The 13,638-nt window shown below is 78.0% G+C and carries 15 protein-coding genes; 11 read left to right on the top strand and 4 right to left on the bottom strand.

Annotated elements, in window-relative coordinates; genetic code table 11:
* Nucleotides 1-55: 55 nt before the first annotated feature.
* Both yczR and ACI8AP_RS04700 read right to left on the bottom strand, forming a co-directional pair.
* Nucleotides 56-1,504 (bottom strand): MocR-like transcription factor YczR, encoded by a 1,449-nt coding sequence (yczR, locus tag ACI8AP_RS04705; RefSeq protein ID WP_456588175.1) that lies wholly within the window; start codon nt 1,502-1,504, stop codon nt 56-58.
* 250 nt (nt 1,505-1,754) lie between these two features.
* Entirely contained in the window at nt 1,755-2,699 is a 945-nt protein-coding gene (locus ACI8AP_RS04700) for a cobalamin biosynthesis protein (RefSeq protein ID WP_456588174.1), read from the bottom strand.
* Between the two features lie 63 nt (nt 2,700-2,762).
* Here ACI8AP_RS04700 and def point away from each other — a divergent pair, with 63 nt between their 5' ends.
* The 5 genes from def (at nt 2,763) to ACI8AP_RS04675 (ending at nt 6,145) form a co-directional block, all read left to right on the top strand.
* Entirely contained in the window at nt 2,763-3,320 is a 558-nt protein-coding gene (def, locus tag ACI8AP_RS04695) for a peptide deformylase (RefSeq protein WP_456588173.1), read from the top strand.
* A gap of 90 nt (nt 3,321-3,410) precedes the next feature.
* Nucleotides 3,411-3,905 (top strand): FBP domain-containing protein, encoded by a 495-nt coding sequence (locus ACI8AP_RS04690; protein WP_456588172.1) that lies wholly within the window; start codon nt 3,411-3,413, stop codon nt 3,903-3,905.
* 52 nt (nt 3,906-3,957) lie between these two features.
* Nucleotides 3,958-5,136: a glucose-1-phosphate adenylyltransferase family protein gene (locus ACI8AP_RS04685; RefSeq protein WP_456588171.1), complete on the top strand. Its 1,179-nt coding sequence runs from the start codon at nt 3,958-3,960 to the stop codon at nt 5,134-5,136.
* A gap of 43 nt (nt 5,137-5,179) precedes the next feature.
* The gene (locus ACI8AP_RS04680) at nt 5,180-5,509 is read left to right on the top strand and encodes a tetratricopeptide repeat protein (protein ID WP_456588170.1); all 330 of its coding nucleotides are present in this window, start codon (nt 5,180-5,182) and stop codon (nt 5,507-5,509) included.
* A 120-nt stretch (nt 5,510-5,629) separates the two neighbouring features.
* Entirely contained in the window at nt 5,630-6,145 is a 516-nt protein-coding gene (locus ACI8AP_RS04675) for an FKBP-type peptidyl-prolyl cis-trans isomerase (protein ID WP_456588169.1), read from the top strand.
* A gap of 307 nt (nt 6,146-6,452) precedes the next feature.
* On the opposite strand, the gene ACI8AP_RS04670 is transcribed toward ACI8AP_RS04675, so the two are convergent.
* A complete protein-coding gene (locus tag ACI8AP_RS04670) occupies nt 6,453-7,004 on the bottom strand; it encodes a histidine phosphatase family protein (RefSeq protein WP_456588168.1) in 552 nt (183 codons plus the stop codon).
* A 65-nt stretch (nt 7,005-7,069) separates the two neighbouring features.
* On the opposite strand from ACI8AP_RS04670, the gene ACI8AP_RS04665 reads away from it, so the two are divergent.
* Together ACI8AP_RS04665 and ACI8AP_RS04660 are read left to right on the top strand one after the other, a co-directional pair.
* Nucleotides 7,070-7,858 (top strand): oxidoreductase, encoded by a 789-nt coding sequence (locus ACI8AP_RS04665; RefSeq protein ID WP_456588167.1) that lies wholly within the window; start codon nt 7,070-7,072, stop codon nt 7,856-7,858.
* A 10-nt stretch (nt 7,859-7,868) separates the two neighbouring features.
* The gene (locus ACI8AP_RS04660) at nt 7,869-8,837 is read left to right on the top strand and encodes an aldo/keto reductase (RefSeq protein WP_456588166.1); all 969 of its coding nucleotides are present in this window, start codon (nt 7,869-7,871) and stop codon (nt 8,835-8,837) included.
* 3 nt (nt 8,838-8,840) lie between these two features.
* Here the strand turns inward: ACI8AP_RS04660 and ACI8AP_RS04655 are convergent, their stop codons facing one another.
* Nucleotides 8,841-9,677 carry an HAD family hydrolase gene (locus ACI8AP_RS04655; protein ID WP_456588165.1) on the bottom strand — a complete coding sequence of 279 codons (837 nt, stop codon included), beginning with the start codon at nt 9,675-9,677 and terminating at the stop codon, nt 8,841-8,843.
* A 125-nt stretch (nt 9,678-9,802) separates the two neighbouring features.
* Between ACI8AP_RS04655 and ssd the strand changes: the two genes are divergently transcribed.
* Genes ssd through ACI8AP_RS04635 form a run of 4 tightly spaced genes read left to right on the top strand, consistent with a single transcriptional unit; the run spans nt 9,803 to nt 13,534 of the window.
* Nucleotides 9,803-10,885, top strand: coding sequence for a septum site-determining protein Ssd (gene ssd, locus ACI8AP_RS04650; protein WP_456588164.1), 1,083 nt, complete (start codon nt 9,803-9,805; stop codon nt 10,883-10,885).
* Nucleotides 10,882-12,021, top strand: a complete 1,140-nt coding sequence (locus ACI8AP_RS04645; protein WP_456588163.1) for a TadA family conjugal transfer-associated ATPase — start codon at nt 10,882-10,884, stop codon at nt 12,019-12,021. The genes ssd and ACI8AP_RS04645 overlap by 4 nt, the downstream gene beginning before the upstream one ends.
* Nucleotides 12,018-12,809 (top strand): type II secretion system F family protein, encoded by a 792-nt coding sequence (locus ACI8AP_RS04640; protein WP_456588162.1) that lies wholly within the window; start codon nt 12,018-12,020, stop codon nt 12,807-12,809. The genes ACI8AP_RS04645 and ACI8AP_RS04640 overlap by 4 nt, the downstream gene beginning before the upstream one ends.
* Nucleotides 12,806-13,534 (top strand): type II secretion system F family protein, encoded by a 729-nt coding sequence (locus ACI8AP_RS04635; RefSeq protein ID WP_456588161.1) that lies wholly within the window; start codon nt 12,806-12,808, stop codon nt 13,532-13,534. The genes ACI8AP_RS04640 and ACI8AP_RS04635 overlap by 4 nt, the downstream gene beginning before the upstream one ends.
* Nucleotides 13,535-13,638 lie beyond the last annotated feature (104 nt).

Raw genomic sequence — 13,638 nt, 5'->3', positions numbered from 1 at the left:
CCTCCCGATGCCAGGACCGTACGTCGACGCGGCGCTCCCCGCACCGGCACGCGCCTCAGACCACGGTGAGCGGGCGCGGTGGCGAGGCGGCGGGGCCGGTGCGGCGCACCGCCGAGTCGAGCCGGGCCAGCACGCCGACGGCGGCCCGCAGCCGCTCCGGGGGCAGGGTGAAGGGCAGGCGGAGGTGGTCGTCGAAGGCGTGACCGGTGCCGAACGCCCGCCCCTCGGCGAGCAGCAGCCCGAGCTCGGCGGCGGCCGAGGTCAGCTCGGCGGAGCTGGTCCCGGGCGGCAGCCGGCACCAGGCGGAGAGGCCGCCGGCGGGCACCGGCGCGCTCCAGTCGGGCAGCTGCCGGGCCAGCTCGGCCAGGAGGACGTCGCGCCGCTCCCGGAGCTGCACCCGCCGGTGCCCGAGGACCTCGTCGAGCTGCTGCACCAGGACGGTGGCGGCCAGCTGGTCGAGCACCCCGACCGACAGCTGCCGCCTGGCCAGCGCCTCGCCCAGCCGGGCGGCGAGGCTCGCCTCCGTCCGCAGCCAGCCGATGCGCAGGCCGCCCCACACCGCCTTGGAGAGGCCGCCGACGGTCACCACCGCGGCGTCGGGGACCCCGGCGGCGTACGGCGGCGCGGCCGGGCCGTCCAGCTGCAGGCCCGTGGCCACCTCGTCGACCAGGGTCACGATCCCGTGCTGCCAGAGCGTGGCGGCCAGCCGCCGGCGCCCGGTCGCCGACAGCCCGGCGCCGGTGGGGTTGTGGCAGTCGGGCATCAGGTAGGCCAGCCGGGGGCTGCTCTGCCGGGCGACCAGCTGGGCCGTCCCGACCAGCGCGTCGGGCTCGGCCGGATCGACCACCGCGGGCACGCAGCGCCCGCCGGCCGCCGCGACCAGGCCCACCGCGCCGGGGTACGTCGGGTGCTCGACGAGCACCCGGTCGCCGGGCTCCAGCAGCGTCCCCAGGACGAGCGCGGCCGCATCGCCGACGCCCGCGGTGATCACCACCTGGTCGGCGTCGGTGGCCAGCCCGCGGGAGGTGAACCACCCGGCGACCGCCGCGCGCAGGCCGGGCAGCCCGCTGGGCGCGTAGCCGTGGGCGGGCAGGTGCGCCGGCAGCTCGCCGAACGCCCGCTCGTAGGCCGGCAGCAGCTGGGGGGCCGCCTCCGGTGCGGCGTGCGCCAGGTCGAGCACCCCGGGGGTGGTTCTCGGCGGCGACCAGCCGGTCCGGACGTCGGGGAGCGCGGTCACGGTGCCCGATCCGTGCCGGGTCCGGGCGAACCCCTCCTCGCGGAGCACCCGGTAGGCCGACGCCACGGTGACGCGGCTGACGTCCAGCTCGGCGGCGAGCTCCCGTTCGGCGGGGAGCCGGGTGCCGACGGGCAGCGAGCCGGCGGTCAGCAGCTCCCGGACCCGCCGGGCGACCCCGGCGTACCGCGGAGCGGGCAACCCGTCGGGCGGCCCGATGAGAGTGGCGAGCTCGCGAGCGCCGGTGGACTTCTCTGCTCCGGGTGGCATGCGGGCCACCATGCCGGATTGGCCTGGAATGTGCCAGCAACGACCGTGCCACTGTGCTCGGCATGGATGCAGGTGGTGTCGTCGCGATGGTGCTCGTTCTCCTGGGGCTGGGGTACCTGTCGGTGTCCACGCTCCTCGTCACGGTGCGGGGTGGCCGCGGGCCGGGGGACCCGCCGGCCAGCCATCCCCGGGTCGACCCGGCCGGCTTCCCGGTGCCGCCACGCCCGCGTGACGTCGCGCACCGGCGCCGTCAGCCGCGGAGCCGGCGCGCCAGCACCGCCGCGACCGCCGCCGCGGTCCACACCGCGCGGGAGAGGGTCACGGCCCGGGAGATGTCCGCGGTTCCCGGCGGCCGGCCGTCGCCCAGCGCCGGCCGGTCCTCCACCCGGCTGCCGTAGACGTTGCGCCCGCCCAGCCGCAGGCCGAGGGCGCCGGCGAGCGAGGCCTCGCAGCGCCCCGAGTTGGGGCTGGGGTGCGCGGCGCCGTCGCGGCGCCAGACGCGCAGCGCTCCGGCCGCGGACCCGCCCACCAGGGGGGCGCACCCGACCGTCAGGGCCGCGGTCAGCCGGGCGGGCGCCCAGTTGGCGACGTCGTCGGCCCGGGCGGCGGCCCAGCCGAAGCGGCCGTACCGCGCCGACCGGTGGCCCACCATCGCGTCGAGGGTGTTCACCGCCCGGTAGCCCAGCAACCCCGGCAGCCCGGCCACCGCACCCCAGAACAGCGGGGCGACGGCGGCGTCGGAGGTGTTCTCCGCCACCGACTCCACCGTCGCACGCGCGAGCTCCGCCGCCGCCAGCCCGCTCGGGTCGCGCCCCGCCAGGCCGGGCAGCGTGGCCCGGGCGGTGGGGAGGTCGTCGGCGGCCAGGGCCACGTGCATCCGCCCGGCCACCCGGGCCAGCGACGTGCCGCCCAGCACCGTCCACGTCGCGGCCGCCGTCGCCGCCGTGCGCAGCGCCGGGCGGGAGCGGGTGACGCGATCGGCCGCCACCCCGAGCGCGGTGGCGCCGCCCACGAGCACGGCCCAGTGGCCGGCACCCGCGGCGCGGGAGTCCCGCCACACCCGGCGCTCGAGCGCGGCGGCGGCGCGCCCGAAACCGGCCACCGGATGCCCCCGCCGCGGATCGGCGAGCGCGAGGTCGGCCAGCGCGCCGAGCGCCAGCCCCAGCGCGGTCGCGGCATCGGGGCTGGGGCGCACCGCGCCATCGTGCCAAGGCCCCGGCGGGCGCCCGCCCGCGGTGGTCCTCCCTAGGATCGCCGCATGCGCCTGTTCGGCCGTTACGACGGCGTCGCCCGGCCGATCGTCACCTACGGCAGCAACCCGGTGCTGCACCGCAGGTGCACCGAGGTGACCGTCTTCGACGACGCGCTGCGGCGGCTGGTGCTCGACATGTTCGCCAGCATGGAGGCCGCCGACGGTGTCGGGCTGGCCGCCAACCAGATCGGCGTGGACGCGCGGGTCTTCGTCATCGACTGCCCGGACGCCGACGGGGAGGACGTCGTGGGCTACGTCGTCAACCCCGCCCTGACCGTCCTCCAGCCGGTCGGGGACGAGCCGGCCGAGGAGATCACCGAGGAGGGCTGCCTGTCGGTGCCCGGCCCCTACGCCGAGCTGCCGCGCGCCTTCCGGGCGCGGGTCGACGGCGTCGACCTGCACGGCGACCCGATGGCCATCGAGGCGACCGGCATGGCCGCCCGCTGCCTGCAGCACGAGGTCGACCACCTCGACGGCACCGTGTACGTCGACCGGCTCCCGGCGGAGCATCGGGAACGGCTGCTGGCCGAGGCGGCCGGTCCCGGTGGTGAGCTCCCCGCCTGACCGCGGTGCGGAAAACCGGGTGAGCCCGCCGGGCGGATGACCGATGATCGTCCGTCGGCACCCGCACCACCACGAGACGAGGCACCACCGGTGACACCCCTGACCGAGGCCGAGATCCGGCGCTCGTTCGTCAACTGCTCACGCGGCGAGGCGAAGACCCTCACCCTGCCCAGGGACTTCGGCGAGCTGGACTGGAGCGAGCAGGTCGTGCTCGGCTGGCGCGACCCGAAGGCGCCGCTGCGCGGGTACCTGGTGGCGCAGGTCGACGACGAGACCGTCGGCATCGCCGTCCGGGCCGCCGAGAGCCGCATGTCCAGCCGGACGACGGCGATGTGCCTGCTCTGCCAGACCGCGCAGCCGGGCGACGGCGTCTCCCTGTTCACCGCCCGGCGCACCGGCGACGCCGGGCGCAACGGCAACACCGTGGGCACCTACATCTGCGCGGACCTGCGGTGCTCCGCGCGGGTGCGGACCGAGATCCCGCCGTGGCTGCAGGAGCGCGACCCCGACGAGGTCGTCGCCGAGCGGTCCTGGGAGCTGGAGGAGCGGGTGCGCGGCTTCCTCGAGTCGGTGCGCCGCCCGTAGTCGCCGGGCACGCCCGCGGGTGGGTGTGCCCGCGGCGGGGTAGCCAGCCGCCATGGCGCTCCCGCGAATCCTCGTCCTCGTGCTGGCCGGCGGCGCCGGAGGCCGCCTCGAGCTGCTGACGGAACGGCGGGCGAAGCCGGCCGTGCCCTTCGCCGGGGTCTACCGGCTCATCGACTTCCCGCTGAGCAACTGCCAGAACTCGCAGATCCCCGACGTCTGGGTGTCCATCCAGTTCCACCCCACGTCGCTGCACGACCACCTGTCCAACGGCCGCCCCTGGGACCTCGACCGGACGGCCGGCGGGCTGCTCACCCTTCCCCCGTACAAGGGCACCGAGCGCGGCGGGTGGAACACCGGCACCGCGGACTCCCTGTGGCGGCACGCCGACCTGATCCGGGACTTCGACGCGGACGCGCTGGTCGTCGTCAGCGCCGACGCCGTCTACAAGCTCGACTACCGCGAGGTGGCCGAGGCGCACCTGGGCTCCGGTGCGGAGGTGACGATGGTGACCACCGAGGTGGCCCCGGACGACGCGTCGCGCTACGGGATCGTCGAGGTAGGGGAGGGCGACCGGGTGAGCGGGTACGCGTACAAGCCCGACGAGCCGGCGACGACGACGGCGACCAACGAGGTGTTCGTCTTCTCCCCGGCCCCCACGCTGGACCGGCTGGAGGCGCTGAGCGACCAGGTCGGGGAGGAGGGGCTGGAGGACCTCGGCACCCACCTGCTGCCGGCGATGACGGCCGACGGGCTGGCACGCGCCTTCCCCCTCCAGGGCTACTGGCGCGACGTCGGCACCATCCCGGCCTACTGGGAGGCGCACCGGGAGTTCATCGCCGCGGAGCCGCCGCTGGACCTCGACGCGCCGCGGTGGCCGGTGCACACCCGCGGTGGGCGGCACAGCGCCGCGCGGGTGCTCAGCGAGGCACACGTCGAGGACAGCCTGATCTCCGGCGGCACCCGCGTCGGCGGGGAGGTCCGCGGCTCGGTCCTCTCGCCGGGCGTGGTGATCGAGGCCGGGGCCACCGTCGTCGACTCGGTGCTCCTCCCCGGTGTCCGGGTGCGCTCGGGGGCGACGGTGACCCGGTCGGTGCTCGACGACGGCGTCGACGTCGGGCGGGGGGCGTCGATCGGCGGGGACGGCGAGATCACCCTGGTGGGCCGGGCGGCGCGGGTCGCCGACGGCAGCGAGCTGGCCGCGGGCGCCCGCTTCCCCGAACCGGAGGGCTGAGCCCCGCGGGAAGCTGCCGCCGTGCGGGCGCGTTGGCGGGAGCATGCGTCAGCCGAGCGAGTTCGACCTGCACTCGGAGTTCCTCCGCGCCGACCTCCTGCTGAACATGGGGCAGGCCGACGCGGCCGTCCGCATCCTGCGGCCGGTCGTCGACGCCGAGCCGCGCAACGAGGCGGCGCTGGAGCTGCTGGCGCGGGCCTACTACGGCTCGGCGCAGCTGCGGTCGGCCGAGGAGGCGCTCGCCCGCCTGGTGGAGCTGGCGCCGAGCAATGGCTGGGCCCGCCGGGCCCTGGCGCGCACGCTGGAGCGGCAGAGCCGGCGGGACGAGGCGGCCGTGCACCACCGGGTGGCCGACGCCTTCGGCGCCGCCTGACCGCGCCCCGGGGCGGACCGGGCGTTCTGGGACGATGACCACGGGGCCGTCGTGGCCCCCGTCCGCCCGGGCAGCGCCGTCCCGGTCCCGATCCGAGCCGCCGCTCGTCCAGGAGTCCTCATGCCCCGCCGCACCGTTCCCGGCACCCTGCTCGCCCTGGCCCTCGCCGCCGTCCTGACCGCCTGCGGCGGGGACGACGGGACCGGCTCGTCGACCGGCGACCCCGCGGTGGTGATCGCCGAGGAGATCGCCACCGACCTCACGCAGGCGCCTGACGTGCCCGCCTCGGACGCGCCCGCGCCGACCGAGCTCGCCGTCGAGGACGTGCTGGTCGGGCAAGGGGTGGAGGCCACCGAGGGCACCGCCGTCGCGGTGAAGTACGTGGGCGCGTTCTACGAGACCGGCGAGGAGTTCGACTCCTCCTGGAGCCGCGGAGCGGACGAGACGCTGCCGGTCACCCTGGGCGCGGGCCAGGTGATCCCGGGCTTCGACCAGGGGATCACCGGCATGCATGTCGGTGGCCGGCGGGTCATCGTCATCCCCAGCGAGCTGGGCTACGGCGAGCAGGACCGCGGACCCATCCCGGGCGGCTCGACGCTGGTCTTCGTGGTTGACCTGGTGGAGCTCGCTGCCTGACGCGACCGTGCCGTTCGGCGTGCAGGGCGTGACGCCACGCCGCGTCGGGCCGGCGCGTCGCCGTCGGCCGCATCGGGCCGGTCGGCGGCGGGCACTGGCTCCTGCATGAGCATCCTCGGGAAGCTGATGGGAACGGCGCAGAGCGCGACGCGGGGCGGCCGCGGCATGGGCCGCAGGACGTCGGCGAGCAGGGGCACCGGGCGTGGCCGCTCGGCCTCCTCCGGCGGTGGCATCGGGCGCCTCGTGCAGGGGTTCCTCCGCCGTCGCTGAGCGGGGACGACGGCCCGGCCGCGCGGCCGGGCCGTCCTCACTCGCAGATCTCCAGCCGGGTCACCGAGCCGTTGTGCGGGGTGATCGCGGGCATCGCGTCGGGCCCCAGCCCGGCCGCCACGGCCTGCACCGCGCGGATCGTGTCCCCGTGGGTCACCAGCGCGACCACGTCGGCCGGGGGCTCGGCGCACAGCTGCGTGAGGTAGGCCGCCACTCGCGCGTGCAGCTCGGCCAGGCTCTCGCCGCCCTCGGCGGACCAGTGGGCGTCGGACCAGTCGACGACGTCCCACAGCTCCCGGGACGGCCGGCCCTCCAGGACGCCGTAGCCCTGCTCGCGCAGCGCCGGGGTGGTGCTGAAGGGCAGCCCCGTGGCGCGGGCGCAGTACTCGGCGGTCTGCACGGCGCGGAGCAGGTCGCTGGAGAGCAGCGCGCCCGGCCGCAGGCCGGCGAGCTCGGCGGCGGCCGCCTCGGCCTGCGTGTGGCCCAGCGGCGTCAGGGGCACGTGGGCCACCTGCCCCTGCATGCGGCCGGCGGCGTTCCACTCGCTCTGCCCGTGGCGCACGAGCAGCAGGGTGACGGGTCGGGCCATGGCAAGGAGGCAGCGTAGGGCAGGGGTTCGCGGGCCCGCACGCCGCGCCTCGTACCGTCGTGGCCGTGAGCATCCCCGTCCGCCCCGGCGCGGCCCGTCCCGCAGCCCGTCCGGGTGACCCGGACCCCCTGGCGCCCCTCCTCGACCTGCCGGGCGTGCGCGACGCCGCCGACGCGGCCCGTGCCGGGATCGACCGGCTGCTGAGGCACAAGGTGCTGCGCCGGGAGTCCGCGGGCGTGAGCACCGAGTCGGCGCTGCGCGGGGCGCGCGCATCCGCGGCGCTGGCGGGCGTCGACGTGCCGCTCGCCGAGCTGCGGGCCGGCGGGGTGGACGACCCGGTGGTGCAGGGCGCGCTGCGGGTCTCGGCGGCGCTCGGCTCGATGGTCGAGACCTGGCCGCGGGCGCCCGGGCAGGTCATCGCCCGCCTGCACGTGCTGGCCGCCGCCGATCTCGCCGACCGGGCCGACCTCGGCCGGCCCGCCGCGCACGCCGGCCCCCGGCTGGCGGGCCTGTTCTCCCTGGCCACCGGCACCACGACCGTGCCCGCCGTCCTCGTGGCTGCCCTCGTGCACGGCGAGCTGGCCGCCCTCGCCCCCTTCGGCGTCGCCGACGGCGTCGTCGCCCGGGGGGCCGCCCGGCTGACCGGCATCGCCCGGGGGCTGGACCCCAAGGCGGTGTCGGTACCCGAGGTGGGCTTCACCGAGCTGGGCCGGGAGGCCTACGCCGAGGCGCTCGCCGGCTACGTGACGGGCACCCCCGAGGGCGTGGCCGCGTGGCTGGTGCACTGCTGCCGCGCCACCGAGCACGGGGCCTTGGAAGGCCTGGCCATCTGCGAGAGCCTGCTCCGCGGCTGAGACTGGGGGCATGCGCACTCTCGACGTCCCGGGGCTGGGCCCCGTCAGCCGCATCGGTCTGGGCACCTGGCAGTTCGGGTCCCGCGAGTGGGGGTACGGCGACACCTACGCCGACCGGGCCGCCCGCGACATCGTGCGGCGGGCACGCGAACTCGGCATCACCCTGTTCGACACCGCCGAGATCTACGGCTTCGGGCGGAGCGAGCGAATCCTCGGCGAGGCGCTGGGGGAGGAGCGGGACCAGGTCGTCGTCGCCAGCAAGATCTTCCCGGTGGCGCCGTTCCCCCGGGTGGTGCGGCAGCGCTGGACCGGCAGCGCCCGCCGCCTGGGCCTGGACCGCATCCCTCTCTACCAGGTGCACCAGCCCAACCCGGTGGTGCCCGACACGGTGACCATGCCGGGCCTGCGGGCGCTGCTCGACGAGGGGCGGATCGGCGCCGTCGGCGTCTCCAACTACTCGCTGGACCGCTGGCGGGCCGCCGACGCGGCGCTCGGTGCGCCGGTGATCGCCAACCAGGTGCAGTTCTCGCTGGCGCACGCCGGTCCGCTGGCGGACCTGGTGCCCTTCGCCGAGCGCGAGGACCGGCTGGTCATCGCCTACAGCCCGCTGGCCCAGGGCCTCCTCGGCGGGAAGTACTCGGCCGACCACCGGCCCGGGGGCGTACGCGCGGCCAACCCCCTGTTCGGCACCGAGAACCTGCGCCGGGTCGAGCCGCTGCTCGACGTGCTGCGCGAGGTGTCCGACGCGCACGACGCGACCCCCGCCCAGGTCGCGCTGGCGTGGCTCGTCGCGCAGCCGCGCGTGGTGGTGATCCCCGGCGCCTCGAGCGTCGAGCAGCTGGAGTTCAACGCAGCCGCCGACCAGCTGGTGCTGGCCGACGACGAGGTGGCGGCGCTGACCGCGGCCGCGCGCGCGTTCACCCCGGTGTCCGGCGTGCGCACCCTCGTCGACGGGCTCCGGGAGCGGTTCGGTCGCTGAGCGTCAGGCGCCGCGACGACGCCGCCGCGGCGCCGGGCCGGGAGCCGGCAGCCCGGCGCGCAGCGCCCGGTGCCGGGCGTACCAGGCCAGCCCGACGACGGCGGCGCCGACGCCCATGGCGGCGCCGGTGACCACCGGCGCCGGCGGCACCGAGAAGCGGGAGCGCATGCTCACCGGGCGCTCGAACCGCAGCACCGGCCAGCCGTGCTGCAGCGCGGCCTTGCGCAGCCCGCGGTCGGGGTTGACGGCGGTGGGGTGCCCCACGACCGAGAGCATCGGCAGGTCGGTGATCGAGTCGCTGTAGGCGTAGCAGTCGGCCAGGTCGAACCCGCCCTCGGCGGCCAGCCGGCGGATCGCCTCGGCCTTGTGCTCGCCGTACGCGTAGAACTCGATCTCGCCGGTGTACCGGCCGTCCTCGACGACCATCCGGGTGGCGACGACGCGGTCGACGCCGAGCATCTCGCCGATGGGCTCGACCATCTCCGCCCCGCTGCTGGAGACGATGACGATCTCCCGGCCGGCGGCGCGGTGCTCCTCGATGAGGTCGGCGGCCTCGGCGTAGACCAGCGGGTCGACGATCTCGTGCAGGGTCTCCCGGACGATCTCGTGCACCGTGGCCACGTCCCAGCCGGTGACCATCGTGGTGAGCTGGGCGCGCAGCCGCTCCATCTGCTGGGCGTCGGCACCGGCGAGGGAGAAGACGAACTGGGCGTAGGCCGTCTTCAGCACGGCGCGCCGGTTGATCAGCCCACCGTGGAAGAACGGCCGGCCGAAGGCCAGCGTGCTGGACTTGGCGATGACCGTCTTGTCGAGGTCGAAGAACGCCGCGGCGCGGGACACGTCAGTCACGGTAGCTGGATCGGCAGGTAGGGCACCGAGATGCACGGTGTCCACACCCGATGGGGTCATCCACAATTCCCCTGCCGTTCTGGCGCCGTCCTCCTGGCGTCCGGTGGGGTCGCCCCGTGCCCGTCCCGATGCCGTCCCGACCGCTCCGTCCCCTCGTCGTCAGCACCGACGAGGAGCTGCTCGACGAGCTGCTCCGCCTGGTCGCCGCCGCGGGCGCCGAGGCGGAGGTGGCCACCGGCGGCCCGGCGCTGCGCCGCGCCCACCGCGAGGCGCCGCTGGTGCTGGTCGGCACCGAGGAGCTGAGCCGCGGGGCGCTGCGCGGGCTGCCCCGCCGACCGGGCGTGGTGGTGGTCTCCGGCGGGGAGCTGCCCGCCGCCGAGTGGGCCGTGGCCGTCGAGGTGGGGGCCGAGCGGGTGGCGGTGCTCCCGGCGGACGAGGCCTGGCTGCTCACCCGCTGCGCCACCGCCGCCCGGGCGCCGGCCGAACGGGGTGGGTTGATCGCGGTGGGCGGTGCCTGCGGCGGGGCGGGCGCGAGCACGGTGGCCGCCGCGGTCGCCCTGGCCGCCCCCGGGGGCGCGGTGCTGGTCGACGCCGATGCCTGGGGCGGTGGGCTGGACCTGCTGCTCGGCGCCGAGCTCGCCCAGGGGCTGCGCTGGCCGGAGCTGACCGGCCTGCGCGGCGGCGTGGCCGGCCAGGCGCTGCTGGCCGCGCTGCCCGAGGTCGCCGGCGTCCACCTGGTCTCGGCCGACCGGGGCGGCGCGACGCCGGTGCCCGGTGAGGCGCTGACCGCGGTGGTGGACGCCGGCCGCGGCACCGGGCGCCCGGTCGTCGTGGACCTGCCGCGCCCCGGCCCCGACGGCATCGGGCGCGGGCCGCAGGAGGTGCTGGCCGACGCCGACCTCGCGCTGCTCGTGGTGCCGGCCCGGCTGCGCGCCGCCACGGCCGCCCGCGAGCTCGTCGCGGCCGACGGCTCGCCGTGGTCCCCGGCGCAGCTGGTGGTGCGCACCGGGCCCGGCGGGCTGGCGCCCGGTGACGTGGCCGAGGTGGTGGGGCGGCCGGTGCTCGCCGAGCTGCCGCACGACCGGGGGGCGGTCGCCCGCGCCGAGCGCGGCCAGCTCCCCGGTGCGCACCCCCGGTCCCCGCTGGCCGCCGTCGCCCGGCGGGTGCTCGCGGCGCTGCCCGAGGCGGCCGGCCGGTGAGCGAGCCCTCGCTGCTGGACCGGGTGCGCGCCCGGCTCGCCGTCGCCGACGGTGTCCCCTCGCGGGCAGGCGTGGCCGCCCTGGTGCGCGACGAGGCCGGGGGGCTCCTGGGTGACCGGGACGTCCTGCTCGCCGCGCGCGACGCCGTGGACGAACTGGCCGGCGCCGGCCCGCTGGAGCCGCTGCTGCGCCTGCCCGGGGTCACCGACGTCCTGGTCAACGGGCCCGAGAAAGTCTGGCTGGACCGCGGGGCCGGCCTGGAGCCGGCGGCCGGGATCCGGTTCCCCGACGACGACGCGGTGCGCCGGCTGGCCGTGCGACTGGCCGCGTCGGCCGGGCGGCGACTCGACGACGCCTGCCCCTGGGTCGACGTCGGCCTCCCCGGCGGCACCCGGTTGCACGCGGTCCTCCCGCCGGTCTCCGGCGGCGGCACGTGCCTGTCGCTGCGGGTGCTGCGCCGGTGCTCGCAGGCGCTGGCCGACCTCGAGGCGCTGGGCGCGCTGCCCGGCGAGAGCGGGGCGCTGGTCCGCGCGGTCGTGGCGCGGCGGCTGGCGTTCCTGGTCACCGGGGGCACCGGCTCGGGGAAGACGACCCTGCTCTCCGCGCTGCTGGGTGAGGTGCACCCGGCCGAGCGGCTGGTGCTGTGCGAGGACGCCGCCGAGCTGACGCCGCCGCACCCGCACGTGGTCCGCCTGCTCACCCGGCCGCCGAACGTCGAGGGCGCGGGCGCGGTCGGCCTGCGCGACCTCGTCCGGCAGGCGCTGCGCATGCGCCCCGACCGGCTGGTCGTCGGGGAGGTGCGGGGCCCCGAGGTGGTCGACCTGCTGGCCGCGCTGAACACCGGTCACGACGGCGGGTGCGGCACCCTGCACGCCAACCGGTCGACCGAGGTGCCCGCCCGGCTGGAGGCGCTGGGCGTGGCCGCCGGGCTGGGGCGCGCCGCGGTGCACAGCCAGGCCGCGGCCGCGCTCGACGTGGTGGTGCACCTGCGCCGGGCGCCCGGGGGACGCCGGGTGGAGGAGATCGGGCTGCTGCGCCGGGACGGTGAGCTCGTGGTGGTGGAGCCGGGCTGGCGGGCCGACGGCGGGCCGTGCCCGGCCGGTGAGGCGCTGCGGCGGCTGCTGGCGGGCCCGTGACCGCGGCGCTGCTGGCCGCCGCGGGCGCGGCGCTCCTCTGGCCGGACGGCCGCGCGGTGGTCCGCCGTCGGCTGCTTCGGGTGACGCCGGCCGCTACCGGGAGCCCGTCTCGATTGCCACCGCTGCCGCTCACCGCCGCGGTGGTCGCCGGCGGAGCCGGCGCGCTGCTCGGCACACCACTGGTCGCGGTGCTCGCCGCCGGCTGCGCCGCGCTCGCGGCCCGCGACCGGCTGGCCCGCCGGAGGGACGCGGCCGACGCCGCGCGCCAGGGGGTGCTCGCCGACGCGCTGGCCGCGTTCGCGGCGGAGCTGCGGGCGGGCCGCACGCTGGACGAGGCGGTACGCGCCGCCGCCGCCGACTGCCCCGACCCGCAGTGCGCCGCAGCGCTGGTGCGGGCCGTCCGCGCGCCGGTGCCTGCGGGAGCTGCGGAGGCACCTGGCGCCGACGGGGTCGCCGCCGCGCTCGCCCGGCTCTCGGCCGCCGTCGCGCTGAGCACCCGCACCGGCTGCTCCCTGGCCGCCGTGGTCGCCGCGGTCGAGAGCGATCTCCGGGCCCGGCTGCGCCGGCGCCGCGAGCTGCTCGTGGCCACCGCCGGGCCCCGGGCCAGCGCCCGGCTGCTGGCCGGGCTGCCGGTGCTCGGGCTCGCGATGGGCGCCGGGATCGGCGGCGACCCGTGGCACGTGCTCACCCGCACCGGCACCGGGCAGGGGTTGCTGGTGGCCGGGGTGCTCCTGGAGGTGGCCGGCATCGCGTGGACCGGCCGCCTGCTGCGGCGGAGCGCGCGATGACCGGTGCGCTGCCGGTGCTGCTGCTCGCCGTGGCGGCGGCCGTGTGGGTGCCGGGCTCGGCCGTGGTCGGCGAGCGGGTCCGCCGGGTGACCGGGCCCGGCCCTCCGCCGGCCGTCGCCGGCGACGCGGCGGCGGGTGCTCGGCGCCGCTGGCTGCTCGCGGGCGCGGCCGGCGTCGCGGTGGGCCTGCTGCTGGGCGGTGTGCCCGGGGCGTGCGCCGCCGTCGTGGTCGCCGCCGCGGGGGAGCGGCTGCTGCGCGGCGGCTCCCCGGACGAGGACGCCGCCGAGCGCACGGCCCTGCTGCGCGAGCTGCCGGCGGCCTGCGAGCTGCTCGCCGCCTGCCTGACCGCGGGGCTGCCGGTCGCCGGGGCGCTCGCCGCCGTGGCCGGTGCGGTGCCCGACCCGCTCGGCCGGCGGCTGCGCGGCGCGGCCGGGCTGTACCGGATGGGTGCCGAGCCCCGCCGGGCCTGGGCCGACCAGCCGGCCGAGCTCGCCGGTCTGGCGCGCGTGCTGGTGCGGGCGGGGGAGTCCGGCGCCGCCGCGGTGCCGGCGCTGGTGGCCCTGGCCGAGGAGACCCGCACGGCGGCGCGGGCGCAGGCCCAGGCGGCGGTCCAGCGGGCGGGGGTGTGGGTGCTCGCCCCGCTCGGGCTGTGCTTCCTGCCGGCGTTCGTCTGCCTCGGCGTGGTGCCGCTCGTGCTCGGCATCGCCGGCGACGTCTTCGGCTGACGCCGTCCACATCCTCCGGCGCTCTCCACAGATGTCGCGTGCCCCTCGGCCGGGCCGCCCGCAACCCCGAGGCTCGATGGCACGGCCCCGCCGGGGGCCCCGAC

This window comes from Blastococcus sp. SYSU DS1021 (assembly GCF_054050995.1).
The sequence above is the reverse complement of the archived record's forward strand: the minus strand, read 5'-3'. Positions and strand labels throughout refer to the sequence as shown.

Bases quoted from the DNA above. Each gene is read 5' to 3' on its own strand.
- yczR (WP_456588175.1), bottom strand. From the start codon at position 1,504: ATGCCACCCGGAGCAGAGAAGTCCACCGGCGCTCGCGAGCTCGCCACT.
- def (WP_456588173.1), top strand. From the start codon at position 2,763: ATGCGCCTGTTCGGCCGTTACGACGGCGTCGCCCGGCCGATCGTCACC.
- ACI8AP_RS04685 (WP_456588171.1), top strand. From the start codon at position 3,958: ATGGCGCTCCCGCGAATCCTCGTCCTCGTGCTGGCCGGCGGCGCCGGA.
- ACI8AP_RS04680 (WP_456588170.1), top strand. From the start codon at position 5,180: ATGCGTCAGCCGAGCGAGTTCGACCTGCACTCGGAGTTCCTCCGCGCC.
- ACI8AP_RS04675 (WP_456588169.1), top strand. From the start codon at position 5,630: ATGCCCCGCCGCACCGTTCCCGGCACCCTGCTCGCCCTGGCCCTCGCC.
- ACI8AP_RS04670 (WP_456588168.1), bottom strand. From the start codon at position 7,004: ATGGCCCGACCCGTCACCCTGCTGCTCGTGCGCCACGGGCAGAGCGAG.
- ACI8AP_RS04660 (WP_456588166.1), top strand. From the start codon at position 7,869: ATGCGCACTCTCGACGTCCCGGGGCTGGGCCCCGTCAGCCGCATCGGT.
- ACI8AP_RS04635 (WP_456588161.1), top strand. From the start codon at position 12,806: ATGACCGGTGCGCTGCCGGTGCTGCTGCTCGCCGTGGCGGCGGCCGTG.